Below are 25,544 nucleotides of genomic sequence, written 5' to 3' on the forward strand. Positions count from 1 at the left end.
CCTTAAAACTTAATTCAAAATTTAGATTTTACAAAAAAAATATTAATATTTCACTAAATAATCACAACTTTACAATCTTTTCTTTACTATCAAAATAAATTTCACTTTTTGCTATAAATTCATAAGAAGTATTGATTAAATTTTCGACAATGATAACAGGGGAAAGATCATAAACTCCAAAAAATTTTTGTCGGATTTTAATTTCTTGTTCGACTTTTAAAGGATTAGAAAGTAAATCTTGAAAATTTTTAAATTTATTTTTGCAAATTTTATTAAAATACTCAAAACTCCATAAATTTATCTCATCTTTAAGACTTTTATAATTTTGTAAATTTTCTTCATTAATACTAAATTTAGTATAAGCATTTTTAAAATGAGAATAAAACAAAATATAAGTTTTTATAGGTTTTTTACCTTGTTTTATCAAAGCACTTAATAAACGATAATTTAAAAATTTTTCTCTTTGAATTTCAAATTTTACACCTTTTTTTTCAAGCAATTTTACTTTTTTATAAAATTGTATTTTTGCTTCTATACTAGCAGGTAAAATTTGCTTATTAACAGGAGACATTAACTCATCAATAAAGCTTTTGTCTTGTTTTTGCTTTTTAAGTCCATAAATACATCCGCAATAATTTTGATGATAAAGCATTTCTTTTTTTGCTAGTGCAAATTGTCTTTGTGTGCCACCATTTTTGCGAAAATCAGGAGCTAAAAATTCTATCCCATAAGGTTTGCATTCTTTTTCTAAGGCATTTTTTAATTGCTCTAAATCCTTTTTGGGAGAAGTTAAAAGCGTAGTCGTAAGCTTTTTTTCTCCAATTTTTGCAGCAAATTCAACACTTGATCCCATTCTTACATCAAAACAAATCTCACATCTTACACCTTTTTCAGGCTCATCTTCATAACCACGCACGGCATTGAGCCATTTTTCATACTCGTATTTGCCTTTATAAAGTTTGATATTTAATTTATCACAAGATCTTTTTACATCTAAAAATCTAAGTTCATACTCGCTTAAAGGATGGATATTTGGATCATAAAAATAGCCTATGATTTTTTCATCAGGATATATTTTTTTTAATTCTTCTATGAAATAATGACTATCCACGCTGCAACAAATATGAACTAACATTAAATACTTTCAAGTACTTTTAAAGCATGATCTTTTACACGAACATTGCTATAAATTTGCATTATTTTTCCAGCTTCATCGATAACAAAAGTCGATCGTATAATGCCTTCGTATTCTTTACCATAATTTTTTTTAAGCCCCCAAGCTCCATACATTTTTGATACTTCTTTTTCACTATCACTTAGTAAAATATGCTTTAAATCAAACTTAGTAATAAATTTTTCATGACTAGCAGCACTATCTGGACTTATACCAACAATCACAGCATTTTTATCGCTAAAATGTTCATAATTTGCACTAAAATCACAAGCCTCTGTCGTACAACCTGGAGTATTATCTTTAGGATAAAAATATAAAATTACTTTTTTACCGATAAAATCTTTAAGAGCAATTTTTACCCCATCTTGATTTAAAAGCTCAAAATCAGGAGCTTTATCGCCTATTTTTAAGCTACTCATTGTTTGCCTTTGCTTTGATAGCTTCAACACTTTGGCCGCCAAATCCTATATCATAATTTTCTATATCTTCTATCATCACTACAACTCTTTCTTTGCTTTTATTATACTTAGTGCTTAAAAGCTCTGTTATATCAGCCATAAGCTGGGCTTTTTGCTCTTTATCTAAAGCTGGTTTTGCTAATTTTATATTCACTATAGGCATTTTTTCTCCTTTAAATTTTTATAATTATTTCAAATCAAATTTAATAATAATTATTTTCTAAATTTATTCTTTTAAAAACGCAAACATTTGTTGGTAGCTAAAACAAAGTTTAAAAGCTAAAGCGTATTATTAATTTACTTTTGATAGAATTAAATTTTTTTAAATAAAAATGATAAATTGCAAGGGAAAAAATGATCTTAGCAGACAAAATTTGGATGGATGGAAAAATCATTGATTTTAATGATGCAAAAATTCATGTCTTAACACATTCTTTGCACTATGGAAATGCTGTTTTTGAAGGCACTAGAGCTTATAAAACTCAAAATGGTTTAGCTATTTTTAGACTTAAAGATCACACTAAAAGACTTTTAGAATCAGCCAAAATCACTCTTATTAATCCTCCTTTTTCTCAAGAAGAGCTTGAAAATGCACAAATTGAACTTCTAAGAGCAAATAATTTTCAAAAAAATACCTATATTCGTCCATTGATTTTTTTAGGTGATAAAACTATGGGGGTGTATCATGTCAAAGCACCTGTTAGAGTAGCTATTGCAGCATGGGAATGGGGAGCGTATTTGGGCGAAGAAGCTTTAGAAAAAGGCATAAAAGTCAAAATTTCATCTTTTATGAGAAATAGTGTAAAATCAAGTCTTGCAAAGGCAAAAGCTAGTGCAAATTATCTTAATTCTCAAATGGCCAAATTTGAAGCAATTGAAGCAGGATATGAAGAGGCTTTAATGCTTGATGAGGAAGGCTTTATAGCAGAAGGAACAGGTGAGTGTTTTTTTATGATTAAAGATGATAAGCTTATTACACCACCAAATGACTTTTCTTTAAAAAGTATCACTCAAGATATGGTTTTAAAACTTGCTCATGATTTGGGTTTGAGTATAGTGCGTCAAAGAATTTCAAGAGATGAAGTCTATGTGGCTGATGAAGCCTTTTTTACAGGCACTGCAGCAGAAATCACTCCAATTAATAATATAGATGCAAGGATTATAGGCAATGGAAAAAGAGGTGAGCTTACACAAAAGCTTCAAAATGCGTATTTTGATGTAGTATATGGTCGCAATGAAAAATACGCTTCAATGTTAACTTATATTTAAAGGAAATCAATGCCAGCTGATTTAAATGATTATTTCAATAAAAAAAACAATCAAAACAATAACAATAGACAAAATCTAAATTTTAAAGCACCTGATTTTAATTTTAAAGGATTTGGAAAATTTTCACCTTTAATTTACAGCGCGATTACAATTATTTTAGTTTTTGCACTTTTTAAACCATTTGCCATTGTAAATTCAGGTGAAATGGGTATAAAATCAACAACAGGTAAGTACAGCCCTACTCCATTAGAACCTGGTCTTCATTTTTTCATACCAGTGCTTCAAAAAATAACTGTTATAGATACTAGAGTTAGACAAATTAACTATGCTTCGATTGAAGGTGTAAATGAAAATTTACAAATAGGCTCTGGAGTGATTAATAAAAATAGTATTTCAGTACTTGATTCAAGAGGTTTGCCTGTATCTATTGATGTAACTGTTCAGTATAAACTAAATCCTTTAAAAGTTCCTCAAACTATAGCTACTTGGGGTTTAAACTGGGAAAATAAAATCATAGATCCTGTAGTAAGAGATATAGTTAGAAATGTAGTAGGGCAATACACTGCAGAAGAACTTCCAACTAATCGTAACACTATAGCAGTGCAAATTGATCAAGGTATTAGAAAAACTATAGAAAACCAACCAAATGAACCTGCAGAGCTTCAAGCAGTTCAACTTAGAGAAATTATATTACCATCAAAAGTAAAAGAACAAATCGAAAGAGTTCAAATTGCCAAACAAGAAGCAGAAAGAACTAAATACGAAGTTGAGCGTGCAAATCAAGAAGCCCTAAAAAAAGCTGCTTTAGCTGAAGGGGAAGCCAATGCAACTATAATTAGTGCAAAAGGTCGTGCTAATGCTGTTAAAATAGAAGCTGATGCACAAGCTTATTCTAATAGAGAAATTGCAAAAAGCTTAAACAATCCTTTATTAACCTTAAAACAAATTGAAACTCAAAAACAATTTAACGAAGCCTTAAAAGTAAATAATGATGCTAAAATTTTCTTAACACCTGGTGGAGCAGTGCCAAACATATGGGTTGATAGTAAAGATGTAAAAAAAACAACATCTATGAATAATTAAATTTAAAGAACAACAATGAATGCACAACAAATCAGAGAGCAGATGATTTTTTTAACATCTCATCTGCAATTAGTGGATTTTTTACTGATTGTGGTAGTTGTGTTTTTCTTTGTTGCGACTTTATTAATAGCTTTAATTATACGAAATAAAAATGGCTTTGCTTTTACGGTTATTATTTTAGGAATTTTATGCTCGATAAGCATGGCTTACTTGGGTTATTATATTATAGATAACCAAATTCGATCAAGAATTGTAAGTATTGATAATTTTAAACACTTTACATATGATAATTCTTTAAGCATCCAATATAGCATAACAAATACTTCTAGTAATAATTTTGAAAATTGCAAAATCGATATAAGTGTGATAAAAAAACAAGAAGAAGCAAATTTTTTACAAAAAATAGTAAATGAACTTAAGCCTTTACGCAAAAAAACAATCATGCTTGATAAAACAATAAAACCTGAACAAACTATACATCTTAGAACCAAATTTTCCGATTTTAAAGAAGGTCAAAATTTTGACATTGAAATTAGTTCAAAGTGTTTTTAATGGGATATTTTACAATTTTTCATATTTTAATCATTGTTATTATGTTAGCTTCTACAGGTTTAACTTGGGTTTTGCTTTACTTAAAAGTTCAAAATAAAAAATATATGATTATTTTTTGCGCAGTGAGTTTCATACTGGCATTAATTTTAACTATTTCATTACTATTAACTATAGATCAATACACCAAAAAAGCAAGTTTGAGTAATTTTTCAACCTACAGACGCTTAGCAACAGAAAGTATTATTGTGAAAGGTAGAGTAACTAATGATACTAATTTTAAAATTTCTGAATGCTTTTTAGAGCTTAGGATAATTGATGATAATAAAAAACATGAGGTAAGCGGTGAAATCTTTAATCAACAAAATTTTGATAGTATAAAAAGAGCAAATCAAGAACAAAGAGATGCTTCGTATAATATAAATATTGCAAAAAATTTACCAGGGCATACTTATAAAGATTTTTCATTTGAAGTGGGATTGCCGCCCCATTTTCAAAGCTATAAAGTATTTAAACAATTAAAATGCAAATAAGGATTATTTAATAAAATAATCCCCATCAAAACTAATCAAAGAGTATTTTCTTTCATCGCCTATACTTGAAACTAGCTCATTAATATCCAAAAAAGTCAAACTATCTGCACCTGTATACTCTCTAACCTCTTCAACGCTTTTATTGGCTGAGATTAATTCTTCAAAAGTAGGCGTATCTATACCATAAATATCAGGAAATTTAATTTCTGGACATGCTATAGCCAAATGGATTTTTCTTGCGCCTGCTTGTTTTAAAAGTGCAATAATTTTTTTAGAAGTTGTTCCTCTTACCACACTATCATCAATCACCACTATATCTTTACCCTCTAAGACTTTTTTCATAGGATTAAGTTTTAATTTTACTTTCAAATTTCTCATTTCTTGAGTTGGTTCTATAAAGGTTCTACCTACATAGTGATTTCTAACTATTGCCATTTCAAGTGGGATTTTTAAATATTGCGCAAAACCTATAGCAGCACTTACGCCACTATCTGGAACTGGCACTACAAAATCCACTTTTTCTTTAAATTTTTTAGCCAAGGCTTCACCCATTTTTTTTCGCACTTCATAAACACTTTTGCCTTCTATAACACTATCAGGCCTTGAAAGATAAATATACTCAAAAGCACAAATTCTAGGATTAGTCTCTTCAAACACTTGTATGCTTTCAAATTCATCTTTTCCTTCTGTAAAAATAAGCATTTCCCCTGCTTTAACATCGCGGATAAATTCAGCTTCTATCAAATCAAAAGCACAAGTTTCACTCGCTACAATATATCCACCATCTTTTAATTTTCCTAAAGATAAAGGTCTTACCCCATAAGGATCTCTTGCTACAAAAAGTTGATTTTTGCTTGCAAGTATGAAAGAATAAGCTCCTTTAGTTTGCTTTAAAGCTTCAATAAATTTATCTTTTAATTTTTTTTGCTTACTGCGTGCTATTAAATGTACTACATTTTCTGTATCCATATTAGAATGAAAAATAGCTCCATTTTCAATAAGCTCTTTTCTTATTTCTTCTTTATTGATTAAGTTTCCATTATGAACTAAAGCAATATCACCAAATGAGCAAGTAGCACTTACAGGTTGTGCATCATGCAAAGACAAACTACCTGCTGTAGAATAACGATTGTGCCCTATAGCTAAATTTCCTTGTAATTGTGATAAAATTTGAGTATTAAAAACCTCATCTACCTTGCCTTTTGCTTTATGAGTTTTGATATTTTCACCATTACTTACACTAATGCCACTTGCTTCTTGCCCACGATGTTGCATAGCAAATAAAGCATAATAAGCTATCGTGCTAGCATTTTTTGAATTTATCACTCCTACAACAGCACACATTTAAAGTCCTAAACAATCATCAATATCATACAAGCCATTTTCTTGTTTTACAAGCCATTTTGCACATCTAATAGCCCCCATTGCAAAAGTAGCTCTTGAGGTTGCGTTGTGACTTAATTCTATAAATTCACCCTCATTATAAAATCCAACCCTATGAGAACCTACTATATCTCCTCCTCTTAAACTCATCACTGCTATTTCATCTTTACTTCTAGCACCTATTAATCCATCTCTTCCGCTAACTCTAACACTTTCTAAGTCTAAATTTCTAGCTTTTGCTACATATTCAGCCAAAGTCATAGCGGTTCCGCTTGGGGCGTCTTTTTTCTTATTATGATGCATTTCTAAAATTTCTATATCAAAATCACGCAAAATTTCACTAGCTAAAAAAGATAATTTTTTTAAAACAGCAACTCCTAAAGACATATTTGTAGCATATAAAATAGGCATAGTAATACTTGCACTTTTTAAAAGCTCATTTTGCTTTGCGTCAAGTCCTGTAGTGCCTATAACTAAAGGCTTAGGATTGCTTCTTGCATATAAAAGTAAATTTTCACAACCTTTAGGAGTTGAAAAATCTATAATCACATCACATTTATCAAAAAATTCTTCATAAGCTGAACCTTGATCAAAAAATGCACTTGCTTTAGCATCTTCTTGCTCTTGCAAACAAAGCTCAATTTGCTTACCCATACGACCATTACTTCCATGAATTCCTATACAAATCATAAATTTATCCTTTATATTAATGGTAAGAAATTGTAACACTAAGTAATTAATACAATATTACATCTTAATCGTAAAAGTTTCCAAAAAGTTTCCAAAAAGTTTTAAACTTAAAATGCATTTTTACAAAGGAGTTTTTATGAAAAGAAGAACATTTTTAAAAGGTTCAGCTTTAGGTTCTATGGTGGCTTTTTTTGCTAGTTCAAATTTAAATGCAAGCTTATTAAAAGATAAAGATTTGCTAAATTTTAAAGAAGTGCTAGCTAGCACAGAAGATAAAGTAATAGTCCCAGATGGATACAAGGCAGAAATTTTAATTTCATGGGGAGATCCTCTTTTTAAAAAAGCATCAAACTATGATGAAAAGAAAAATATTGATAAAAAAGCTATAGAAAATGCTAAATTAGTTTTTGGTGATAACAATGATGGTATGAGCTTTTTTCCTCTTATGGAAAATAAAGCTATTTTAGCTATCAATAACGAATATATAAATCCTGAAATTATGTTCAATCATCAAGGAAAAGATCTTACTTTAGATGATGTTTTATATGAGCAAGCAAGTTTGGGAGTAAGTATTTTAGAAATTCAAAAAGAAAAAGATCAATGGTCTGTGGTGCTTGATTCTAAATACAATCGCAGAATCGATGCAAATACAAAAATGAGCGTTAGCGGCCCAGCAAAACAACAAGTACTTCAAAATGAAAAATTTGTATATGGGACTTTAAACAATTGTGCAAATGGGAAAACACCATGGGGAACTTATCTAACTTGTGAAGAAAATATCAATGATTTTTTTGGAAGTTTGGATGAAAAAATTGAATTTTCAAAAGAGCAACTTAGATTTGGATTTAAAACTCAAAGTCAATATGGATGGGAAAAATTTGATGAAAGGTTTGATTTAAGCAAAAATCCACAAGAAACAAATAAATTTGGATGGGTTGTGGAAATTGATCCATTTGATCCTAATAGCATACCTGTAAAAAGAACAGCCCTTGGAAGATTTAAACACGAAAATGCAGAATTAATTGTAGAAAATGATGGAACGGTTGTAGTGTATATGGGTGATGATGAAGCTAATGAATTTATTTATAAATTTGTAAGCAAACATAAATACCAAAAAGGATCAGATACTAGTAAAATTTTAGATGAAGGAATCTTATATGTAGCACAATTTAATGGCAAAATAGGAGATTTTATGGGAAATGGAAAATGGATCGAGCTAGAATATGGCAAAAACAATCTTGATGAAAAAAATGGTTTTAATTCTCAAGCAGATGTATTAATCAATGCTAGAATTGCTGGATCTATTGTAGGTGCAACCCCTATGGATAGATGCGAATGGATAGCAAGTCATAAAGAAAGTGGATCAGTAGAAGTTTTTGCAACTTTAACAAATAATAAAAATAATACCAACCCAAATCCAGCAAATCCAAGAACAAAAAATGTATATGGACAAATTATCAAATGGAAACATAAAAGTTCTCATAAAGACAATGAATTTACTTGGGAAATTTTTGCACTTGCAGGAAATCCTGATAATCAAACAAGCCTTAATAAAGGCTCAAACAACATTACAAGTAAAAATAAATTTAATTCCCCTGATGGATTAAGCTTTGATAGAGATGGCCGTCTTTGGATACAAACTGATGGAAACTACTCTAATAAAGAAGAATTTGAAGGTATGGGAAATAACTGCATGCTAGCAGCTAATCCAAAAACAGGAGAGATTAAAAGATTTTTAACAGGTCCTATAGCTTGCGAAATAACAGGAATTGCTTTTAGCCAAGATTATAAAACCATGTTTATTGGGATCCAACACCCTGGAGAAAAACTCAAAGGTAGCACTTTTCCTTATGGTAAAACACCTAGATCAAGTATAGTAGCAATAAGCAAAATCGATGGTGGAGTAATTGGAAGTTAATTCAATTTACACTAGCTTTCTAGTGTAAATTTTCAATATAAGCCAAAGCACTAAGAGCTGCTATAGCACCATCTCCTGCAGCACATATAACTTGCTTTGGTGCATCTTTTCTTAAATCACCTGCAGCAAATAATCCTGCAATGTTTGTTTGCATTTTAAGATCAACACTTACTTGTCCGCTTTCTTCCATGCTGCATAAAAATTTACCATCGTCTTGTTTTAAGATTTCATTTCTTACATTTAATCCTACAAAAGTAAAAATTCCAGGCACATCAAGTTCTCTTTTTTGACCATCATTAAAAGCAACTTTTACTTTATTAACACCCATTTTATCACCACAAACCTCATCTACTACTGCATTAGTAATGAGTTCTATTTTTTCATGTTTTTTTACTTTTTCTACGGTTGATGGAGCTGCTCTAAATTCATCTCTTCTGTGGATTAAATAAACTTTCGAACAAATATTTGCAAGATACAAAGCTTCTTCTAAAGCAGTATCACCACCGCCTAAAACTGCAACTTCTTTGTTTTTATAAAAAAAGCCATCGCAAGTTGCACAAGTGCTAACACCTTTACCAAAAAATTCATCTTCTCCTTTAAATCCTGCACGACGCGGAGTTGAACCTGTACAAACTATCACAGCTTTAGCTATTTCACTTTTACCACCTCCAAGCTTGATAGTAAAACTACCATCTTCATTTTTACAAATTTGTTCTACTCCTACCATTTCATGCTTTAAACCAAAACGCATACACTGCTCACTCCAAGGAGCCATAAAAGAAATTCCATCCATCACTTGAGCAATACCAGGATAATTTTCTATTTCAGAACTTGAAGTAATCTGACCACCTGGCATACCTTTTTCAAACATCACAACATTTTTTAAACCACCTCTTGTAGCATACAATCCCGCACTCAAACCTGCTGGACCACCGCCAATGATTGCTAAATCTAACATATTTTAATCCTTAAAAAATATTTTAAGTCCATTATACAAATTTTTCTTTAATTATAAATAATAAAAATTATTAAATAGTAAAAAATAGAAGAAAAAAGTCGCAAAAGCGACTTGTAAGATTATAAAAGTGAATTTAATTTATCAGCTAAAGCTTGTTTTGATTGAGCGCCAACTAATTGATCAACTATCTCACCATTTTTAAAGAAAATGATAGTTGGGATAGATCTTACTCCAAACTCAGCTGCTAAATCACCTTGCTCATCTGTATTTACTTTACAAATTTTAGCTTTACCATCAAAATCTTGTGCTAATTCATCAATAACTGGAGCAAGCATTCTACAAGGCCCACACCATGGTGCCCAAAAATCCACTAAAGCTACTCCTTCTTTTGCTTGAGCAAAATTTTCTGATGTTAATTCGATATATTTTCCCATTTTTTCTCCTTGATTTTTTTAAATTTTATTAAAATAGAATAAACACTGTTTTAATAGCTTATATTCTCAATAAGCTTTATATCATCTTTATAGACACAAAGTAAATCTAATTGATAATTTTTATCGCAACTGTGTTTCATAAAGTAATACTCTATGGTTTTAAGTATTTTAGTGTATTTTTTATTATCCAATCTATAGCTTACTTCATAATCGCTCCAAGTTGCTTTTACTTCTACAAAATGTAAAATATTATTTTTTAAAGCTATAATGTCGATTTCTCCAAATTTAGAGTGAAAATTGCGTTCTAAAATTTCAAAACCTATTTGCTGTAAATATTCACAAGCTTTATCTTCGCCTTTTATGCCAAAAAGATAAGCTTTTAAACCCATTAATCTTCTATTCTCATCATAAAAATTTCATCTTGTATAAAATTTTGTTTTTTTAATTCTTTAATTAAAATTTGAATATTTTTTTCATAAGTTTCATGGGTAATAAAAAATAAAATACTACAATCATTTTCTTTTTTAGGCTTTTGTAAAAAAGTATCGATGGAAATTTGAAGTTGACTCATTAAATTGGTGATGATGGATAAAACTCCAATTTTATCTAATACTTTTAATCTTAAATAATATTTTGTATAAATTTCATCTTTGACTAATAAACTATAAGAAGTATCATTTAAATACCCAAACATAGCCGTATTTTTTTCTTTTCTTGCTATGTCGATTAAATCTGCTACAACAGCACTTGCAGTCGCCTTGCCACCAGCACCAGCTCCATAATACAAACTCTCTCCTAAAATATCCCCATCAACACTAACAGCATTCATCACCCCATCGACTTTAGCAAGCATTTTATCTTTACTAATCATTGCAGGATGAACTCTTAACTCAACTTTTTCATTTTTACTTCTAGCAATACCTAAATGCTTGATCACATAATCAAAATCTTTAGCAAAACAAATATCTTCTTGCTTTACCTTGCTAATACCTTCAATTAAAATTTCTTCAGGTTTTACTCTCAAACCATAAGCAATATTTGCTAGTATAAGTAGTTTATGTGCTGCATCAAAACCTTCTATATCAAAAGTAGGATCAGCTTCAGCATAACCTAAATCTTGAGCTTTTTGCAAAACCTCTTTAAAATTTGCTCCATCTTCTACCATTTTACTTAAAATATAATTGCTAGTTCCGTTTAAAATTCCTTTAATACAAAGTATATTGTTTGCACTCAAACCTTCTTTTAAAATTTTTATAATAGGAATTCCACCAGCTACGCTTGCTTCATAACCAAAGGCTGAATTTTTAGCCAATTTTTCAAGCTCATATCTATGGTAAGCAAGCAAAGCTTTATTAGCTGTAACAACTGCTTTTTTTCTTTTTAAAATTTTAGAAATAATTTCAAAAGGAAATTCTATCCCACCCATTAATTCTACAAATACATCTATATCATTGCGATTTAAAATAAGCTCTATATCATTTACCACAGGGATTAAAGCATTTTCTTTTGGGGTTCTTGCTAAAGCTATTACAGGGATGATTTCTTCATCACATCTTGCTTTGATTAATTCTTGATTATCAATTAAAGTCTTTACAACTGCACTTGCAACCGTTCCATAACCTAAAATTGCAACTTTCATTTTATTCTTTTAAATATTTTTTAATATTTCTTGCAGCTTGGCGTATGCGATTTTCATTTTCGATTAAAGCTATTCTTACATACTCATCTCCAGCTTCGCCAAAACCAACTCCAGGGCTTAGTGCTACATTAGCTTTTTGCAAAATTTGTTTTGAAAATTCCATACTACCAAGATGAGCCTTTTTTTGAGGGAGCTTAGCCCAAACAAACATACTTGCATTTGGTCTTTTTAAACTCCATCCAGCCTGATCAAAAGCTTCAATTAAAACATCCAATCTTTTAGCATAAACATTCTTAATTTCTTCAACACAAGTTTGATCCCCATCTAAAGCTATGGTAGCAGCCACTTGTATAGGTGTATACATACCATAATCAAACCATGATTTAATTTTTTTAAGAGCGCTAATTAAGCGTTTATTACCCACTACAAAACCTACACGCCACCCTGCCATATTGTAAGATTTAGATAAAGTATAAGTTTCTACTGCTACATCTTTTGCTCCTTCAACTTCAAAAATAGAAGGAGTTTTATAAGATCCAAAAGTCAAATCTGCATAAGCAATATCAGAAATAATATAAAATCTTTCTTTTTTTGCCAAAGCAACCAATCTTTCATAAAAACTTTTTTCCACAGTTACTGTTGTAGGATTGTGAGGAAAATTCACCACTACATATTTTGGCCTTGGTAAGCTCTCATGCAAAGTCTTTTGTAAATTTTGAAAAAAAACATTTTCATTTAATTCGTAATTTTCATTAAATTCAAAATCCATAGTGGCTACATTTCCACCTGCTATAATAAAAGCTTGTGTATGTATAGGATATGCAGGAGTTGGCACTATAGCCACATCACCAGGATTAATCACTGCACGAGCTAAATTTACAAAGCCTTCTTTTGATCCCATAGTAGCGACTACTTCGCTTTCTGGATCTAAATCAACATTGTATTTTCTTTTATACCAATTACAAATTGCAAGTCTTAATTTATATATACCAATAGAAGCAGAATAACCTGAAGTTTTATCTTTATTAGCACTTTCACAAAGTTTATCTATAATGTGTTGTGGGGTTTTGCCATCAGGATTTCCCATAGAAAAATCAATAATATCTTCCCCTGCTCTTCTAGCAGCCATTTTTATCGCATTTACTTCTGCAAAAACATAATTTGGCAGTCTTTCTATGGTATTAAAATGAATTTCTTCAAACATTACTCACCCCTTATCTTCGTAGGTAAATTTTTAATCCTCTTTTTATGTTATCTAAACTAAACATATCTCCTATGATAGCATATTTTGCACCAAGTGGGATATTTACGGTGATATCATTTTGTTTTTGAGTATTTTCTACACCTTGGATAAAATTTAAATTTTTATCTAAAAAGCGTATTTTGCAAAACCAAGAATCAAGATTATGCGCACTGAGTTCCATTGCTTTAGCATCTTGTAAATCTACAATATATTCTACCAAAGGTTTTTTTAATTGCACAAAGGTATTAAGTGGCACTTGAGTATTGATCTTTGCTTTTGCCTTGGAAAAATCAAGCTCATATTCATAATTTAGCTCTGAAATTTTAGAAATATCTTTAATAAATACAGAATTTGTTAACAAAGTCTTATAAAAAATTCCAGGATCTAGCATATATTGAGAATCAACTGCTAATTTATAAGTAATATAATTTTCCCTTAGTGTAAATTCTATAGGTATAAAATACACATAACCTAATTCATTTAAAGTATCATTAATAATTTTAAAAAAAATCACCGCATCAGCTTGAGCTTTAAAAGAAAAGGTTAAATTTTTTGGCTCATTTAAAATAAAATTTGCCAAAGAATTGGTTTTTAAAATTTGTGAAATAGTATAAATATCAATATTTCCATATTTATCTCTATAATCATTTTTTCCAAACAATAACTGCAATTTTGAATTTTTTGAACTATCATTAACTATATGTCTAGCAACATCTAAAGCACTTAAAGCAAATACATTTACACTAAAAAAAACTATACAAAAAAAAATTTTTACCATAGTTTTCCTCTATTTTCTTTGATAAATTCAGCTTTGCTTATTTGTTTGATTTTGCCATCTTTTATCATTAAAAATTTACTCACACCGCTTTTAAATTCTAAAATATTATTGTGCTCATCATTTAAACTAAAAGCTGCATGACCTGTGGTAATTAGCATATCTTTTTCTAAAGAAATAACAAATTCATTCTTAATAGTTTTAGAGCTTTTTTGAAATGTTTTTAAATCTACCATTCCAAGCCATAACTCAGCACTTGGCTTAATAACACTTTCATTAACCAATGCTTCAGCTTTTTTTGGCGCATTTTCTTCGATAATTAAATTCTCATTTATGCTTGTATTTTCATCTTGAACACTCACATTAACATCTAAAATTTCTTCTACGCTTTCGTTATTATCTGTAGAATTTTCTTCTATAAAATCTTTTTCATTAAACAAAATAGTAGCATTGGTATCATTTTCTTCAATGATGATTTGTTCTTGATTTAAAACATTAGTCGTGTTTTCATCTGCTACATCTTGGAGCAATCTTGAAACGGCCAAGGCACTAAGAATAATCAAAGCAACCACGATAATAACTACAAAAAACCAAAAATATGATTTTTCTTTAGTATAAGAACTCATTCTTGGGCACACATGAGCACTATTTTTTTTCTCTACACCATTTTCAGCAAGATAAGCTTCATACTCTTCTAAAAAACTTGTAAAATCAAGTTCATATTCTCTTTGTAAAATTTTTATAAAACCATTAATATTAAAGCGAGATAAAGATTTAAAATCTTTTTTTATAATCAACTCAAGACAAGCAATTTCTATCTGTGTTCGTTTTTGAACTTCAAATAAATTTAAATCTTCTAATTTTTTCCAACTATCCATTTATCATCCTATCACAAAGTATTGCAAATGCTGCACTGACATTTAAACTATCAAAATCATTATGCATTTTTATCCCCACACATTCATCACATTTTTTTAAAATTTTATTAGGTATGCCAAAACCTTCACTACCCATGATTAAAATTTTCTTTTTTTGTGGAATTACTTGGTGTATATTTTTACCCCCACTTGCACTAGCATAAATATGAAATTGCTTTTGTTTAAATTCATTAAGCACGGTTAAAATATCATCATTTAAAGCTATTTTCATATCCAAAGCTGCGCCACTACTAGTCCTAATAACCCCATCCATAGCTACGCTTTTAGCTGCTAAAATTATCCCATCAGCACCCAAAGCATAAGCACTTCTTACGATAGCTCCAATATTTCCAACATCGCTTATATTATATAAAATAATAACGAAATTTTTATCTTTTAGCTCGTTAAAGTCACAAAATTCAAAATCGCAAACATCCATTAAAAAACCTTGATGATTACCACCTCTTGCTAAACTTTGAGCTGCTTTAAAATCAAGTTTTTTAATTTTCTTAGAACTTTTAACAATCCTTGAAAATTCAGACTTTTCACACTCTTTTGCTAAATAAATTTCATTAATTTTTTCTCTGTGTTTTTCTAAAATATAAAAAAACACTTGTTTACCATAAACTATCATAATTTAATAATAACTAAATTCAACTTAAAAGCAGTTTTTGGTAATTTTCTTTTGTCGATTTTGCATTAATTTTTGAAAGCAATTTAGCTTTAGTTTTTAACGGCAAGTCAAGCTCTAAAATATCATCTTCACAAAGTGTATTTTGACAAAATTTATCTTTAACACAATCAACCACCACACACCACTCTCCTCTTAAATCCAACTCTTGGAGTTTTTTAAAAACTTCTAATGCATTGGCTCTAAATTTAGTTTCAAATTTTTTGCTTGCTTCTTTTATAACAAAAATTTCTCTTAAAGGATCAATCTTGCTAATTTTTTCTATAAGCTCTAAAATTCTAGTAGGTGCTTCATAGACTACGCTTGGATAAGGATTTAGCATTAAATTTTCTATATCTTTTTTTCTTTGAGAACCATTATTTGATAAAAACCCCATAAAAATAAATTCTTTATAGCAAAGAGCACTTGAAACAACAGCAAGCAAAGCCGCATTAGAACCTGATAAAACTTCATAAGCTATGTCATTTTTAATAGCATAATCGATTAAAATTTGTCCTGGATCGCTAATGCCTGGCATACCCGCATCACTCATATAAGCTATGTCTTGATCAAAAAAATTTTCATCAATAGAGCTTAAAAACTGCTTTTGATTATGAGTATGAAAAGATAAATAATTTTGGGGCTGGATATTAAGATTGTATTTTTTATTTAATAGAGTGATTAAAGATTTGCAAACTCTTGTATCTTCGCATAAAAAGAGTTTGCATTTTTGTAAAATTTCTAAAGAATGAAATGAAATATCATTTAAATTTCCTATAGGGGTAGGAACAAAATAAAGCATTACTGCATTGCGTATTTTTTCTTAAATTTCTCTACACGACCCGCAGCATCCACAATTTTTTCACTACCTGTGAAAAATGGGTGGCAATTTGAACAAATATCAACTTTAATTTCTGACTTATTAGATTTAGTAGTAAAAGAATTTCCACAAGCACAGCTAACTTTACATTCTACATATTCTGGATGAATTTCTTTTTTCATTTTCTATCCTTTTTTTAAACATTAAGGCGTAATTATATAAATTTTTATATAAAAAAAAACTAAATTTAAGCAATATTTTAAATTGCAAATTTTGAAGCTAAAGCTATAATAGCAGTTTGTGCTTTTAATATAAAAGGGTGATCCATTTTAGCCTTTACTTTACATGTTAATCTTTCTTCCAAGGAAAATCCACCTTCAGGACCAACCAAAAAAACATGATCTAAAGGATCAAAATCACTCAGTTTTTCACCTTCAAAATCAATTAAAACTATGTTTTGATATTTTGTCTTAAATTCTTCAAAATTTTTAAAAATTCCAATCTTTAACAAAGAATTTCTACCGCATTGCTGAGATGATTCTATAAGGATTTTTTCCATTCTTTGCATATCTAGTTTAAAATTTTTTTGAGAATATTGCATATAAACCAAAGAAAGTTTTTCAACTCCTAATTCATTTAAAAAAGGTAAAATTTTTTCTATAACCTTTGGATCAACCACCGCTAAAGCAAGATGGATGTTTGAAATTTTTTGTGGTTTTTCTTCCTTTTTAGTTTTTAATTTAAAAAGAAAAAATTTCTTTTCTACTTGTATGCATTCATAAATATAAGCAAAATTATCTTTTAAATTTTTAAAAATCAACTCATCATTTATTTTCAAGCGTCTTGCTTTTAAATGCAACAAAGCTTGGTTTTCTATTTTTAAATTTTCATCACCGCTTTGAGCATGATATAAAAATTGCATTTATAGGTAAAACCTTTGAAGCAAATAAGGAGTAAAAAGTAAAAAAATATCCAAACACAATATAAAAAAACTCAAAAATCTAAATTTTGCATAACGCTTAAATAATCTTGCTTTTTTAAATAAAACAAATTGATAAATTGCTAAAGCAAAAATTAAAGCCCACGCAAGCCACATTGATAAAATATATAAATTTGTTTCAAAATGCTTTAAAGCCCACAATAAGCTACCTGTAAATAAGGTTATAGCTAAAAATAAATAATAAATTGGCAAAAACAAACGAATTCTTCTAATAAAGATAAATTCTTGTGAAAAAGAACTTTGTGTTAAATACAAATAAAATAGCATTAAAAATCCATTAGTATATAAACTATAAACATGGATGGCTAAAAAAAATTCATAATTTTGATCCATTATTGTCCTTGAGTTGTATTTTCATCTTTAACCTCATCATCAACAGGTAAAGGAAGAGTCTCATCGTTAATTTGTACATTAGAATCACTTTGTTCAATTTGCACATTTTCTGTTTGAATTTCTTTAGTATTGCTTTTTTTATCTTCACTAGAACATGCATAAAAGAATAAAACCATAAAACATAACAAAATTTTTTTCATCAAACCTCCTTTTGATTGATAAAGATAAATTTTTCATCTTTAAGTTGATTATAAAAATCTTTGTTTTTCCATTCTTCTTGGATGGCTTTTGAAAATTCAATATCTTGCAAATTTATCTTAGGCAAAAATTCACTATAAGCATCTTCTTTAAATCCTTGCGCATAGCCTGTTCTAGTTTCATGAACTATAATGCTTTGTAAATTTACACCTTGTTCGCCATTTATCATTTTAGTTTTTTTAAGCAAAGCATCAATAAGCACAAAAAAAACTCTTACAAAATTTTCAGCACTCACATTTACAGGTAACATTACCCAGCGTTTTGAGTGTTTTTTCATATCATTTAAATATTGCTCATCATCATCTTTATACAAAGTAATAGCATGATCAAAACTATCGATAATTTGTTTAATTTCGTCTTTTAATAAGCCAAAATCATAAACCATTCCTGCATTATCTAAATACTTGCTTTCTAATAAAATTTCAACCTTATAAGAATGGCCATGTATGCTTGTTTTACATCGTTTGGAACTACAAAATCTAACTATATGAGCATTTTCAAATTCAAATAATTTTCTAATTATCATACGCCTTCTTTGTCTCCCCAAAGTCTAATATGCAATCTATCGGAGTAATTATATCCATTTTTTAAACAAAATTCAGCAACACTTAAGGCATTTTTAGAAATTTCTTCTTGTGTGCTTCCCATTGGCATACAAAAAACTTCATTTTCGCATAATTGTAAAATTTCTTTTATCTCTATCAAAGCTTTATTTTCTAGTATAATATTTTCATCTAAAACAAATTTGTAAAAACTATCTTTAGCGTATTGTTTGAAATTTTGTAATGCTTTTTGATTGATCCTTTTTTCTTTTATTATGCCACTATTGCTTAATTTTACGCCCAAAGCAAAATAACAATCTTTATACATACTATATTTTATAAAATCAAGCTCTATACTAGCGTTAGTTTCAAAATGTACGCAAAAATTATTTTCTAAAAGCAAACAAATAAATTGAATAAATTCTTCATTTTTATAATGAATTAAAGGTTCTCCGCCAGTAATTACCACAATAGGATTAAAATCTTTTTTTAAAAAATTAATTTTTTCAAATAAATTTTTAGCATTATATTTTTCATAAGTAGATGCAAATTCTTTAACAAACACTGCTCTAATAGTATCACACCCTACAAAAATTTTATCATCTTTACATTTACTAACACCAAAACCAACGCAATTAAAATTACACCCTGCAAATCTAACAAAAATAGCTAATTTTCCGCTATATTTTCCTTCACCTTGGATGCTTAAAAAAGTCTCAACAATTTCCATCATCCACCTGTTTGATAAAATGCCCTAGTTGAACTTTTGTTATCTTCATTGCTCCATCTATTTTTTTCTGATTTGTTTTTTATAACCGTTCTTAATACCTCACAAGCTGCTTTTATATCATTATTTCTAATAGCTTTTTTTATACTCAAAGCCTCATCATAATACAAACAAGGTATCAAAAGACCTTCAGCTGAAAGTCTAATACGATTACAAGTATCGCAAAAATCATGACTATGTGGATCAATCACCCCAAAACGATAACCATCACTAAGCTCATATAATGAAGCAGGTGCATTAGGAACTTTCTCACATGGTTTAAATGTATATTTTTGCGCTATGATGTTTAAAATTTCTTCTGATTTTAGCCCTTTTAAATCCCCATAAGCATGATAATTTTCCATAAATTCTATAAAACGAATTTGACACTTGCGCTCTTTGGCAAATTCTAAAAGATCGATAAATTCTTTATCATTGATATCTTTTAAAGCTACGGTGTTAAATTTGATCTTAAAGTCCAAATTTAAAGCCTCATCTATACCATTTAAAACATCTTTTAGTATATTTTTTTGTGCTAGTTTAAACGCAACTTCTTCTTTTAAAGTATCTAATGATATATTAATTCTTTTTAGACCAGCTTGTTTTAAGTCTTTTGCTTGTTGTTTTAGCAAAGAAGCGTTGGTAGTAAGTGCTAGATCGATATCTTGTTTATATTGGCTAATCATAGCTATAAATTTATACAAATCTTTTCTAACTAATGGTTCACCACCGGTGATTCTAATTTTATTAACACCCTCATCAATGCAAACTTTAACAAACATAAAAAGTTCTTCAAAAGAAAGCAAATTTTCTTTTGCGCTCCATTCAAATGGAGTCTTAGGCATACAATACAAGCAACGAAAATTACATCTTTGAGTTACAGAAATTCTTAAATAATCAATCACCCTACCATAACTATCAATCAACATAAAAAAATCCTATATAAGCTTATTAAATTTTAAAATAAGCTCTACTCTACCAGTTCCTATTCGTAGATCTTTTGCAATTTGCTCTATAGATTTTTTTTGCTCAAACATTTCTATGACCTTTTGCTCTTCATTATCATAACTTGGACTTAATTTGGTAATGCTTTGGGTTTTTTGTTCTAAATTTAAAAGTCTATTTTTTTGCTCACTTTGAAATTCTTCTATAACCTCTTCTACTTCTTTTAAAGCACCAAGTATTGGGAGTATATTTTGTTGAATTTTATTTTCTAAAATTTGCACAAGCTCTTGTTTGAGCTCTTCTTTAATTAATTCTATATCTAGCTCTTCTTTTTCTACATCTAAAATATCTTCTTGACTATCTTTTTTTAAATAATGATATTGTTTGTTTAAATCTTCTACAATTTTTCCTAATTCGTTAAATTTAGCTGCATTTTCTTTTTCGCGTATTATCATATAAACAAACAAAGCAAATATCAAAATTACAACAACCAACCATAATAAGATATCTGTATTCACTCGCTTTTCTCCTTTAAAATTTTTATCATTACTCTTTGCATATCTGCAACAAAATTATTATAAATATTTTCATCTTCATTTTTCATTTGACTTATTTTTGCTTCATTTTGATTTAAAGCTTTAAAGAAAAAGCATATTTTTTGTCCATTAAGCTCCATTCTTCCATAGTATTCTTGATCGCTTATTAAACACTCATTTTTAAATTTCAAATGAGAAAAATTTACCCCTTCTAGTTCTTCTTGATTATTTAAATTTACATATAATTTTGTTTGATTCATAGCATTTTTTAATAAAAAAAATTCTTGTTTTAAATCTAACAATAAATCAAAAATCAACTGCTCACCTTCGCTTAATTCAATCCTTGATGCAAGCTTTTTCCATTTGTTTAAATTTACAAAATTATTACTTGTTAAATATTCTTGTAAAAATTCATCATATCGCATTGAAATTTCTTCAAATTCAATATCTAAAGAGCTTTTAAAAAAATTTATTTCCATACAAGATCAACCCAAATAAAAATAAAAAATACTATACTCAAATAGCCATTTAGAGTAAAAAATGCCTTATCGATTTTTGCAAAATTTTTCCTAACAATTTTATGCTCAAAAAATAAAATCAAAGCACTAATTATCACTCCTAAAAACGCTATATTGCCAGTTGGAGCTACCCAAACAAACAAAAGCCAAAAAAGCACAGCTAAAACATGACAAAAAGCCGAAATAAACAAAGTTGCTTCAAGACCAAATTTAGCAGGTATAGAATATAATCCAACTTTTTTATCATACTCCATATCTTGCAAGGCATAAAGCAAATCAAAACCAGCAGTCCAAAATGTAACACCTAAGCATAAAATCACACTATATATTTCAATTTTTCCAAGTACAACTATACTTCCTGCAATAGGAGCAAGACCTAAACAAAAACCAAGCACTAAATGCGCTAAGGAAGAAAATCTTTTAAACGCTGAATAAATTGCAAGTATAAACAATACTGGCAAAGATAAAGCAAAAGCTAGTTTATTTATAAAATAAGCAGATAAAACAAAAACAATTGCATTACAAATAATAAAAATCAAAATATTGCTTTTTCCTATACGGCCATCAACACTTGGACGATCTGCACAACGAGGGTTGTCTCTATCGATATCTTCATCCATTAAACGATTTACGGCCATTGCAAAATTTCTAGCACTAATAGCACAAATAACGCCTAAAAATAAAGCCTTAAATCCAAACCAAGTGCTGTTATTTAAAATTACTGAAGCAACTATCATAGAAACAAATAAAAATGGTAAAGCAAAAATAGAATGTTTAAAAACAATTAATTCTAAAATATCTTTTAATTTGTCTTTAAATAAGTTCATTTTCCACTCTTTAAATATATTTTTGTTATGATTTTACTAAAATAATTTTAAATTTAGGATATTTTTACGATGTTTTTTGAATTTGCACTTATTGGGACTACAGCAAGTGGCAAAACTGATCTTGCAAACAAACTAGCTTATGAATTTAATGCAAGTATTTTAAGTCTTGATAGTCTTTGTGTGTATAAACAAATCAACATAGCATCTGCTAAAACTGATCAAAAAACCCTTAAAGAGCTTGATTATTTTGGTGTAAATTTAATCGATATTGATGAACATTTTAACATAGCATTATTTTTTCAAGAATACAAAAAGGCTAAAGAATTTGCACAGGAAAATAACAAAGCTTTAATCATAACAGGTGGAACTAGTTTTTATCTAAAAGCTTTAATGGATGGTCTTAGTGATCATTTTCAAGAAAGTAAAAGCTTACTTAGTAATGATGAAATTTATACTTTAATGAAAAAAATCGACACCAATGCCAAAATAGAAAAAAACGACACCTATCGTTTGAAAAAATGGCTTGGTATCTATGAACAAAGTAAAAAAATTCCAAGCGAAGTTTTAAAAGAAAGCAAGCAAGAGCCTTTGATAAAAAATTTAGATATTTTTGAAATCACTTGGGATAAGCAAATTTTAGAACAACGCATTGTTAAACGCACTAAAAATATGCTCAAAGAAGGCTTGCTAGATGAAGCAAAAAATCTTTTTGAAAATTTTGATAATAATCTTAAAGCTTTAAATTGCATAGGATTAAAAGAATGCAAAAGTTTTTTTGAACACAAAATATCTTTAAACAAATTAGAAGAGCTCATCATCATACATACAAGACAACTTGCCAAACGACAAAGAACTTTTAATAAAAAATTTAACAAAACCCAACTAAGCTACGATGTAGCATATGATAAACTAAGAAAAAAATTTATAAATTAAGGTTGAGAATTTAAAATATCCATTTTTTCTTTACATAAATTTTGCCAATCACTTGTTGTGTTAATATCTAAACATTGTTGCAAGCTTTGTTTTTGATTTTGAGTTTGGTTTAAATCTTCATAAACACTACTTTGTAGATAAAATGCCCTAGCTCTTTCATCTGCTTTTAAAGGATTGGCTAATAAATCTTTAAACAAACCTAAAGCTTTTTGATCTTGATTGCTTTGTTGCAAGGCTTTAATATACATAAATTCTAAATCTGGAGAAAAAAGATTCACACCTTTTAAATTTTGATAATCAATAGCCTTTGGTGCATAGGTTAAGATATTGGTGATAAAATTATTTTTCTCACAAAATAATAAAAATTCATAATAAAGCTCCACCATACGATAATTCATATCAAAACGCTCTAATTTTTGCAAAGTTTCAACCATAGCATTATATTTTTCTAATTTCAATTGAGCAAAAAATTTAAGATAATTAGCTTCAAATTTTTCCTCATTGCTAACAATAGTGCGAGTAGATAAAATATCATCAACCGTTTTAATGACTTGTTGGTATTGTTTATCTTTTAAAGCTAAATCAGCCCCTTGAAGCTTGTAATAAATCTCATCATCTTTTTCATTTTCAAGTATATATTTTTTAGCTTCTTCTATGCGTAAGGTTCTTTTAAAACAAGCTAACATTTGTTTTTTATTGTAAATTTTATTGCCTATATTGTATTCTTTAAAAGTATCATAAGTTTTAATTGCTTCTAAACATTCATCTTTTTTAAGTTCTTGAATTAAAATTTCAATAGCTGATTTTTCTAAAATATCTTTTACTTCTTTATTAGAATACTTTTCTATTTCATTTTTATAAGAAATCACTTTTTCATAATTTTTTTCTTTATAATATAATTTTACATTATCAAAAAGAGCCTTGCTTGAAATTTCTCCTGCATATTTAGTCATAATTTCTTCATATTTTTGATGCAAATAAGTAGAATTGTTATCTTTTAAATATAAAAAATTTCTATCTTGAGCTTGTTTTATAAGAGCTAAATACTCTCCTAGAGGGAATTCTTCTGTGTATAGGTCTAAGTATTGTTGGGCTTGATTATATTTTTTAGCATTAAGCAATGAAAAAGCTAATTCTTTCAAAACTCTTTCATAATCTTTATCGATTTTGGTCAAATTTTTAAAAATATATTCATATATTTTTGAGCTTACATCATAAGCTTTGTTATTATCTAAAGCTTTAGCTAAAATCAAAGAATTTGCCAAATCACTCACGAAAAATTTTGGGTTTGAGTCTAAAATTTTATTGCTTAAATCTTTGGCTTGTTGAATATTTTTTTGCTCTAAATAATTTCTAGCTAAAAATAATGCTGCCCTACTTGCTAAATTTTGATTTTGAGTCGAATAATAAACATCTTCATAAATTTCAACCGCCATATCTTTTTTCCCAAGATTATACAAATAATCTGCATAATCAAGCATAGCCATAACCGTATAAGGATCGTTTTTATGTTCTGTGCTTAAAAGATTTATGATATATTCTACATTAGATCTTTGTGATAAACCTATGTAAATTCTCATCATAATATACATAACTTCTGTAAAATCTTTATCATTTACATAAGTTCTAGTCCATCGTTTAGCATCTTCAAGCATTTCTCCTAAAATTTGTTGATCTTTGTCTAAAGTATAGGTATAAAGTTGATTTTGCGCTCTTAATTTATAAAGCTCAAATTCGCTCATAAAAACACTGCCTTGATATCTTTTAATGGCATTATTAGCATCTCTTAAAACTTGATCGTATTTTTTTGCTTCATATTCTTTTTTAATACTAAAATAAGTATTAAAATCAGCACTTTTAGAACTTTCCATAGGATTTGAATTTAAATCCAAAGCACCAATATATGGCATTAAACCATCATTAAAATAAGTATTAAAATCCAAGCCATCATCTACTTGTTCTCGTTTGATGTCTTTAGTAAATATAAATACAAAATGATTAGATGCGTTTGGGTTTGGACTAAGAATTTCTTCTGAGTCAAAAAGCTCTTGAGAATAGCTGTACATTTTTACAGGAGCTTTTGGTTCTATAAAAATATTGACATAAGTTTGTTCTTTTTTAAATTTAATCACAAAATCATCAAATTCTCTATCTTGAAAATGCATACTACTTATGCCTAAAATTTTACATTCAAAATAATTATTTTGCGATTGAGAAATATCTTTACAAACAAAGTCTTTACTATCTTTTAAATGCAATATACTAAAAGGAACACTCGCGTCTTCACCTTTATTGACAAATATTTCAAATGAAAATATATAACTTATATTTAGCAAAAGTAAAAATAATATTCTTATCATAAATGTGATTATA

Annotated in this window: 30 protein-coding genes and 1 pseudogene; 6 read left to right on the top strand and 25 right to left on the bottom strand. The window is 28.6% G+C overall.

Annotation, left to right across the window (positions count from 1 at the left end; translation table 11 throughout):
• Nucleotides 1-61 precede the first annotated feature (61 nt).
• From CVOLT_RS07025 to CVOLT_RS07035, 3 genes are read right to left on the bottom strand one after another with little or no spacing between them, the layout of a single operon-like run.
• Nucleotides 62-1,135 carry an epoxyqueuosine reductase QueH gene (locus CVOLT_RS07025; RefSeq protein ID WP_039666068.1) on the bottom strand — a complete coding sequence of 358 codons (1,074 nt, stop codon included), beginning with the start codon at nucleotides 1,133-1,135 and terminating at the stop codon, nucleotides 62-64.
• Nucleotides 1,135-1,593, bottom strand: coding sequence for a thioredoxin-dependent thiol peroxidase (gene bcp / locus CVOLT_RS07030; protein WP_039666069.1), 459 nt, complete (start codon nucleotides 1,591-1,593; stop codon nucleotides 1,135-1,137). The genes CVOLT_RS07025 and bcp overlap by 1 nt, the downstream gene beginning before the upstream one ends.
• Nucleotides 1,586-1,795 carry a tautomerase family protein gene (locus CVOLT_RS07035; RefSeq protein WP_039666070.1) on the bottom strand — a complete coding sequence of 70 codons (210 nt, stop codon included), beginning with the start codon at nucleotides 1,793-1,795 and terminating at the stop codon, nucleotides 1,586-1,588. Before CVOLT_RS07035 ends, bcp begins: the two co-directional genes overlap by 8 nt.
• A 191-nt stretch (nucleotides 1,796-1,986) precedes the next feature.
• Here CVOLT_RS07035 and ilvE point away from each other — a divergent pair, with 191 nt between their 5' ends.
• The 4 genes from ilvE to CVOLT_RS07055 are packed head-to-tail and all read left to right on the top strand — an operon-like array spanning nucleotide 1,987 to nucleotide 5,066.
• A complete protein-coding gene (gene ilvE, locus CVOLT_RS07040) occupies nucleotides 1,987-2,901 on the top strand; it encodes a branched-chain-amino-acid transaminase (RefSeq protein WP_039666071.1) in 915 nt (304 codons plus the stop codon).
• A 9-nt stretch (nucleotides 2,902-2,910) separates the two neighbouring features.
• A complete protein-coding gene (locus CVOLT_RS07045) occupies nucleotides 2,911-3,984 on the top strand; it encodes a prohibitin family protein (RefSeq protein WP_039666072.1) in 1,074 nt (357 codons plus the stop codon).
• 15 nt (nucleotides 3,985-3,999) lie between these two features.
• Nucleotides 4,000-4,536: a DUF2393 domain-containing membrane protein gene (locus CVOLT_RS07050; protein WP_039666073.1), complete on the top strand. Its 537-nt coding sequence runs from the start codon at nucleotides 4,000-4,002 to the stop codon at nucleotides 4,534-4,536.
• The gene (locus tag CVOLT_RS07055; RefSeq protein ID WP_012662105.1) at nucleotides 4,536-5,066 is read left to right on the top strand and encodes a DUF2393 domain-containing membrane protein; all 531 of its coding nucleotides are present in this window, start codon (nucleotides 4,536-4,538) and stop codon (nucleotides 5,064-5,066) included. Before CVOLT_RS07050 ends, CVOLT_RS07055 begins: the two co-directional genes overlap by 1 nt.
• 3 nt (nucleotides 5,067-5,069) lie before the next feature.
• On the opposite strand, the gene purF is transcribed toward CVOLT_RS07055, so the two are convergent.
• Both purF and dapB read right to left on the bottom strand, forming a co-directional pair.
• Nucleotides 5,070-6,410, bottom strand: coding sequence for an amidophosphoribosyltransferase (gene purF / locus CVOLT_RS07060; RefSeq protein WP_039666074.1), 1,341 nt, complete (start codon nucleotides 6,408-6,410; stop codon nucleotides 5,070-5,072).
• On the bottom strand, nucleotides 6,411-7,139 hold the full coding sequence (dapB, locus tag CVOLT_RS07065) for a 4-hydroxy-tetrahydrodipicolinate reductase (RefSeq protein ID WP_039666075.1): 729 nt from the start codon (nucleotides 7,137-7,139) through the stop codon (nucleotides 6,411-6,413).
• Nucleotides 7,140-7,275: 136 nt separating this feature from the next.
• Between dapB and CVOLT_RS07070 the strand changes: the two genes are divergently transcribed.
• Nucleotides 7,276-9,057: a PhoX family protein gene (locus tag CVOLT_RS07070; RefSeq protein WP_039666076.1), complete on the top strand. Its 1,782-nt coding sequence runs from the start codon at nucleotides 7,276-7,278 to the stop codon at nucleotides 9,055-9,057.
• Nucleotides 9,058-9,076: 19 nt separating this feature from the next.
• Here the strand turns inward: CVOLT_RS07070 and trxB are convergent, their stop codons facing one another.
• The 19 genes and pseudogenes from trxB to mqnP all read right to left on the bottom strand — a co-directional run bounded on the left by trxB (nucleotide 9,077) and on the right by mqnP (nucleotide 22,238).
• Complete coding sequence (trxB, locus tag CVOLT_RS07075; RefSeq protein ID WP_039666077.1) at nucleotides 9,077-10,015, bottom strand: thioredoxin-disulfide reductase; 939 nt, start codon at nucleotides 10,013-10,015, stop codon at nucleotides 9,077-9,079.
• Between the two features lie 119 nt (nucleotides 10,016-10,134).
• Nucleotides 10,135-10,449, bottom strand: coding sequence for a thioredoxin (trxA, locus tag CVOLT_RS07080; protein ID WP_039666078.1), 315 nt, complete (start codon nucleotides 10,447-10,449; stop codon nucleotides 10,135-10,137).
• 50 nt (nucleotides 10,450-10,499) lie between these two features.
• Nucleotides 10,500-10,838 carry a YraN family protein gene (locus CVOLT_RS07085; protein ID WP_039666079.1) on the bottom strand — a complete coding sequence of 113 codons (339 nt, stop codon included), beginning with the start codon at nucleotides 10,836-10,838 and terminating at the stop codon, nucleotides 10,500-10,502.
• A complete protein-coding gene (locus CVOLT_RS07090; RefSeq protein WP_039666080.1) occupies nucleotides 10,838-12,088 on the bottom strand; it encodes a homoserine dehydrogenase in 1,251 nt (416 codons plus the stop codon). Before CVOLT_RS07090 ends, CVOLT_RS07085 begins: the two co-directional genes overlap by 1 nt.
• Nucleotide 12,089: 1 nt before the next feature.
• Entirely contained in the window at nucleotides 12,090-13,292 is a 1,203-nt protein-coding gene (locus tag CVOLT_RS07095) for an LL-diaminopimelate aminotransferase (RefSeq protein ID WP_039666081.1), read from the bottom strand.
• 10 nt (nucleotides 13,293-13,302) lie between these two features.
• The gene (locus CVOLT_RS07100) at nucleotides 13,303-14,109 is read right to left on the bottom strand and encodes a hypothetical protein (RefSeq protein ID WP_039666082.1); all 807 of its coding nucleotides are present in this window, start codon (nucleotides 14,107-14,109) and stop codon (nucleotides 13,303-13,305) included.
• Nucleotides 14,110-14,770: 661 nt separating this feature from the next.
• Nucleotides 14,771-14,984: pseudogene (locus CVOLT_RS08280) on the bottom strand (helix-turn-helix domain-containing protein); the annotation flags it as partial.
• Nucleotides 14,977-15,657: a 23S rRNA (guanosine(2251)-2'-O)-methyltransferase RlmB gene (rlmB, locus tag CVOLT_RS07110; RefSeq protein ID WP_039666084.1), complete on the bottom strand. Its 681-nt coding sequence runs from the start codon at nucleotides 15,655-15,657 to the stop codon at nucleotides 14,977-14,979. The gene rlmB and the pseudogene CVOLT_RS08280, both read right to left, overlap by 8 nt.
• A gap of 19 nt (nucleotides 15,658-15,676) precedes the next feature.
• Nucleotides 15,677-16,495 carry a 16S rRNA (cytidine(1402)-2'-O)-methyltransferase gene (gene rsmI / locus CVOLT_RS07115; protein ID WP_039666085.1) on the bottom strand — a complete coding sequence of 273 codons (819 nt, stop codon included), beginning with the start codon at nucleotides 16,493-16,495 and terminating at the stop codon, nucleotides 15,677-15,679.
• Nucleotides 16,495-16,695: a 50S ribosomal protein L31 gene (gene rpmE / locus CVOLT_RS07120; protein WP_039666086.1), complete on the bottom strand. Its 201-nt coding sequence runs from the start codon at nucleotides 16,693-16,695 to the stop codon at nucleotides 16,495-16,497. Before rpmE ends, rsmI begins: the two co-directional genes overlap by 1 nt.
• Before the next feature lie 77 nt (nucleotides 16,696-16,772).
• A complete protein-coding gene (locus CVOLT_RS07125; RefSeq protein ID WP_039666087.1) occupies nucleotides 16,773-17,435 on the bottom strand; it encodes a 16S rRNA (uracil(1498)-N(3))-methyltransferase in 663 nt (220 codons plus the stop codon).
• Nucleotides 17,436-17,846: a hypothetical protein gene (locus CVOLT_RS07130; protein WP_039666088.1), complete on the bottom strand. Its 411-nt coding sequence runs from the start codon at nucleotides 17,844-17,846 to the stop codon at nucleotides 17,436-17,438.
• Complete coding sequence (locus CVOLT_RS07135; protein ID WP_039666089.1) at nucleotides 17,846-18,046, bottom strand: hypothetical protein; 201 nt, start codon at nucleotides 18,044-18,046, stop codon at nucleotides 17,846-17,848. Before CVOLT_RS07135 ends, CVOLT_RS07130 begins: the two co-directional genes overlap by 1 nt.
• Nucleotides 18,046-18,630: a 6-pyruvoyl trahydropterin synthase family protein gene (locus CVOLT_RS07140; RefSeq protein ID WP_039666090.1), complete on the bottom strand. Its 585-nt coding sequence runs from the start codon at nucleotides 18,628-18,630 to the stop codon at nucleotides 18,046-18,048. Before CVOLT_RS07140 ends, CVOLT_RS07135 begins: the two co-directional genes overlap by 1 nt.
• On the bottom strand, nucleotides 18,627-19,376 hold the full coding sequence (locus CVOLT_RS07145) for a 7-carboxy-7-deazaguanine synthase QueE (RefSeq protein ID WP_039666091.1): 750 nt from the start codon (nucleotides 19,374-19,376) through the stop codon (nucleotides 18,627-18,629). The genes CVOLT_RS07140 and CVOLT_RS07145 overlap by 4 nt, the downstream gene beginning before the upstream one ends.
• The gene (gene moaA / locus CVOLT_RS07150) at nucleotides 19,376-20,341 is read right to left on the bottom strand and encodes a GTP 3',8-cyclase MoaA (RefSeq protein WP_039666092.1); all 966 of its coding nucleotides are present in this window, start codon (nucleotides 20,339-20,341) and stop codon (nucleotides 19,376-19,378) included. The genes CVOLT_RS07145 and moaA overlap by 1 nt, the downstream gene beginning before the upstream one ends.
• A 9-nt stretch (nucleotides 20,342-20,350) precedes the next feature.
• Entirely contained in the window at nucleotides 20,351-20,875 is a 525-nt protein-coding gene (locus CVOLT_RS07155) for a hypothetical protein (protein WP_039666093.1), read from the bottom strand.
• Nucleotides 20,872-21,372 carry a hypothetical protein gene (locus tag CVOLT_RS07160; RefSeq protein ID WP_039666094.1) on the bottom strand — a complete coding sequence of 167 codons (501 nt, stop codon included), beginning with the start codon at nucleotides 21,370-21,372 and terminating at the stop codon, nucleotides 20,872-20,874. The genes CVOLT_RS07155 and CVOLT_RS07160 overlap by 4 nt, the downstream gene beginning before the upstream one ends.
• Nucleotides 21,363-22,238: a menaquinone biosynthesis prenyltransferase MqnP gene (gene mqnP / locus CVOLT_RS07165; RefSeq protein ID WP_039666095.1), complete on the bottom strand. Its 876-nt coding sequence runs from the start codon at nucleotides 22,236-22,238 to the stop codon at nucleotides 21,363-21,365. The genes CVOLT_RS07160 and mqnP overlap by 10 nt, the downstream gene beginning before the upstream one ends.
• A 69-nt stretch (nucleotides 22,239-22,307) precedes the next feature.
• Here mqnP and miaA point away from each other — a divergent pair, with 69 nt between their 5' ends.
• A complete protein-coding gene (miaA, locus tag CVOLT_RS07170) occupies nucleotides 22,308-23,171 on the top strand; it encodes a tRNA (adenosine(37)-N6)-dimethylallyltransferase MiaA (RefSeq protein WP_039666096.1) in 864 nt (287 codons plus the stop codon).
• On the opposite strand, the gene CVOLT_RS07175 is transcribed toward miaA, so the two are convergent.
• A complete protein-coding gene (locus tag CVOLT_RS07175; RefSeq protein WP_132037975.1) occupies nucleotides 23,168-25,531 on the bottom strand; it encodes a tetratricopeptide repeat protein in 2,364 nt (787 codons plus the stop codon). The two genes, miaA and CVOLT_RS07175, sit on opposite strands and share 4 nt — an antisense overlap.
• Nucleotides 25,532-25,544 lie beyond the last annotated feature (13 nt).

It is taken from the genome of Campylobacter volucris (genome assembly GCF_008245045.1).
GTDB classification, from domain to species: domain Bacteria; phylum Campylobacterota; class Campylobacteria; order Campylobacterales; family Campylobacteraceae; genus Campylobacter_D; species Campylobacter_D volucris.

Coding starts and splice junctions, on each gene's coding strand:
- CVOLT_RS07055 (WP_012662105.1), top strand. CDS start 4,536: ATGGGATATTTTACAATTTTTCATATTTTAATCATTGTTATTATGTTA.
- CVOLT_RS07145 (WP_039666091.1), bottom strand. CDS start 19,376: ATGGAAATTGTTGAGACTTTTTTAAGCATCCAAGGTGAAGGAAAATAT.
- CVOLT_RS07130 (WP_039666088.1), bottom strand. CDS start 17,846: ATGGATCAAAATTATGAATTTTTTTTAGCCATCCATGTTTATAGTTTA.
- CVOLT_RS07035 (WP_039666070.1), bottom strand. CDS start 1,795: ATGCCTATAGTGAATATAAAATTAGCAAAACCAGCTTTAGATAAAGAG.
- dapB (WP_039666075.1), bottom strand. CDS start 7,139: ATGATTTGTATAGGAATTCATGGAAGTAATGGTCGTATGGGTAAGCAA.
- rsmI (WP_039666085.1), bottom strand. CDS start 16,495: ATGCTTTATTTTGTTCCTACCCCTATAGGAAATTTAAATGATATTTCA.
- CVOLT_RS07160 (WP_039666094.1), bottom strand. CDS start 21,372: ATGGAAATAAATTTTTTTAAAAGCTCTTTAGATATTGAATTTGAAGAA.
- CVOLT_RS07070 (WP_039666076.1), top strand. CDS start 7,276: ATGAAAAGAAGAACATTTTTAAAAGGTTCAGCTTTAGGTTCTATGGTG.
- CVOLT_RS07095 (WP_039666081.1), bottom strand. CDS start 13,292: ATGTTTGAAGAAATTCATTTTAATACCATAGAAAGACTGCCAAATTAT.
- trxB (WP_039666077.1), bottom strand. CDS start 10,015: ATGTTAGATTTAGCAATCATTGGCGGTGGTCCAGCAGGTTTGAGTGCG.
- mqnP (WP_039666095.1), bottom strand. CDS start 22,238: ATGAACTTATTTAAAGACAAATTAAAAGATATTTTAGAATTAATTGTT.
- CVOLT_RS07090 (WP_039666080.1), bottom strand. CDS start 12,088: ATGAAAGTTGCAATTTTAGGTTATGGAACGGTTGCAAGTGCAGTTGTA.
- CVOLT_RS07125 (WP_039666087.1), bottom strand. CDS start 17,435: ATGCAATTTTTATATCATGCTCAAAGCGGTGATGAAAATTTAAAAATA.
- rpmE (WP_039666086.1), bottom strand. CDS start 16,695: ATGAAAAAAGAAATTCATCCAGAATATGTAGAATGTAAAGTTAGCTGT.
- CVOLT_RS07045 (WP_039666072.1), top strand. CDS start 2,911: ATGCCAGCTGATTTAAATGATTATTTCAATAAAAAAAACAATCAAAAC.
- CVOLT_RS07025 (WP_039666068.1), bottom strand. CDS start 1,135: ATGTTAGTTCATATTTGTTGCAGCGTGGATAGTCATTATTTCATAGAA.
- CVOLT_RS07135 (WP_039666089.1), bottom strand. CDS start 18,046: ATGAAAAAAATTTTGTTATGTTTTATGGTTTTATTCTTTTATGCATGT.
- ilvE (WP_039666071.1), top strand. CDS start 1,987: ATGATCTTAGCAGACAAAATTTGGATGGATGGAAAAATCATTGATTTT.
- purF (WP_039666074.1), bottom strand. CDS start 6,410: ATGTGTGCTGTTGTAGGAGTGATAAATTCAAAAAATGCTAGCACGATA.
- CVOLT_RS07175 (WP_132037975.1), bottom strand. CDS start 25,531: ATGATAAGAATATTATTTTTACTTTTGCTAAATATAAGTTATATATTT.
- CVOLT_RS07050 (WP_039666073.1), top strand. CDS start 4,000: ATGAATGCACAACAAATCAGAGAGCAGATGATTTTTTTAACATCTCAT.
- moaA (WP_039666092.1), bottom strand. CDS start 20,341: ATGTTGATTGATAGTTATGGTAGGGTGATTGATTATTTAAGAATTTCT.
- CVOLT_RS07100 (WP_039666082.1), bottom strand. CDS start 14,109: ATGGTAAAAATTTTTTTTTGTATAGTTTTTTTTAGTGTAAATGTATTT.
- CVOLT_RS07085 (WP_039666079.1), bottom strand. CDS start 10,838: ATGGGTTTAAAAGCTTATCTTTTTGGCATAAAAGGCGAAGATAAAGCT.
- CVOLT_RS07140 (WP_039666090.1), bottom strand. CDS start 18,630: ATGATAATTAGAAAATTATTTGAATTTGAAAATGCTCATATAGTTAGA.
- rlmB (WP_039666084.1), bottom strand. CDS start 15,657: ATGATAGTTTATGGTAAACAAGTGTTTTTTTATATTTTAGAAAAACAC.
- bcp (WP_039666069.1), bottom strand. CDS start 1,593: ATGAGTAGCTTAAAAATAGGCGATAAAGCTCCTGATTTTGAGCTTTTA.
- trxA (WP_039666078.1), bottom strand. CDS start 10,449: ATGGGAAAATATATCGAATTAACATCAGAAAATTTTGCTCAAGCAAAA.
- miaA (WP_039666096.1), top strand. CDS start 22,308: ATGTTTTTTGAATTTGCACTTATTGGGACTACAGCAAGTGGCAAAACT.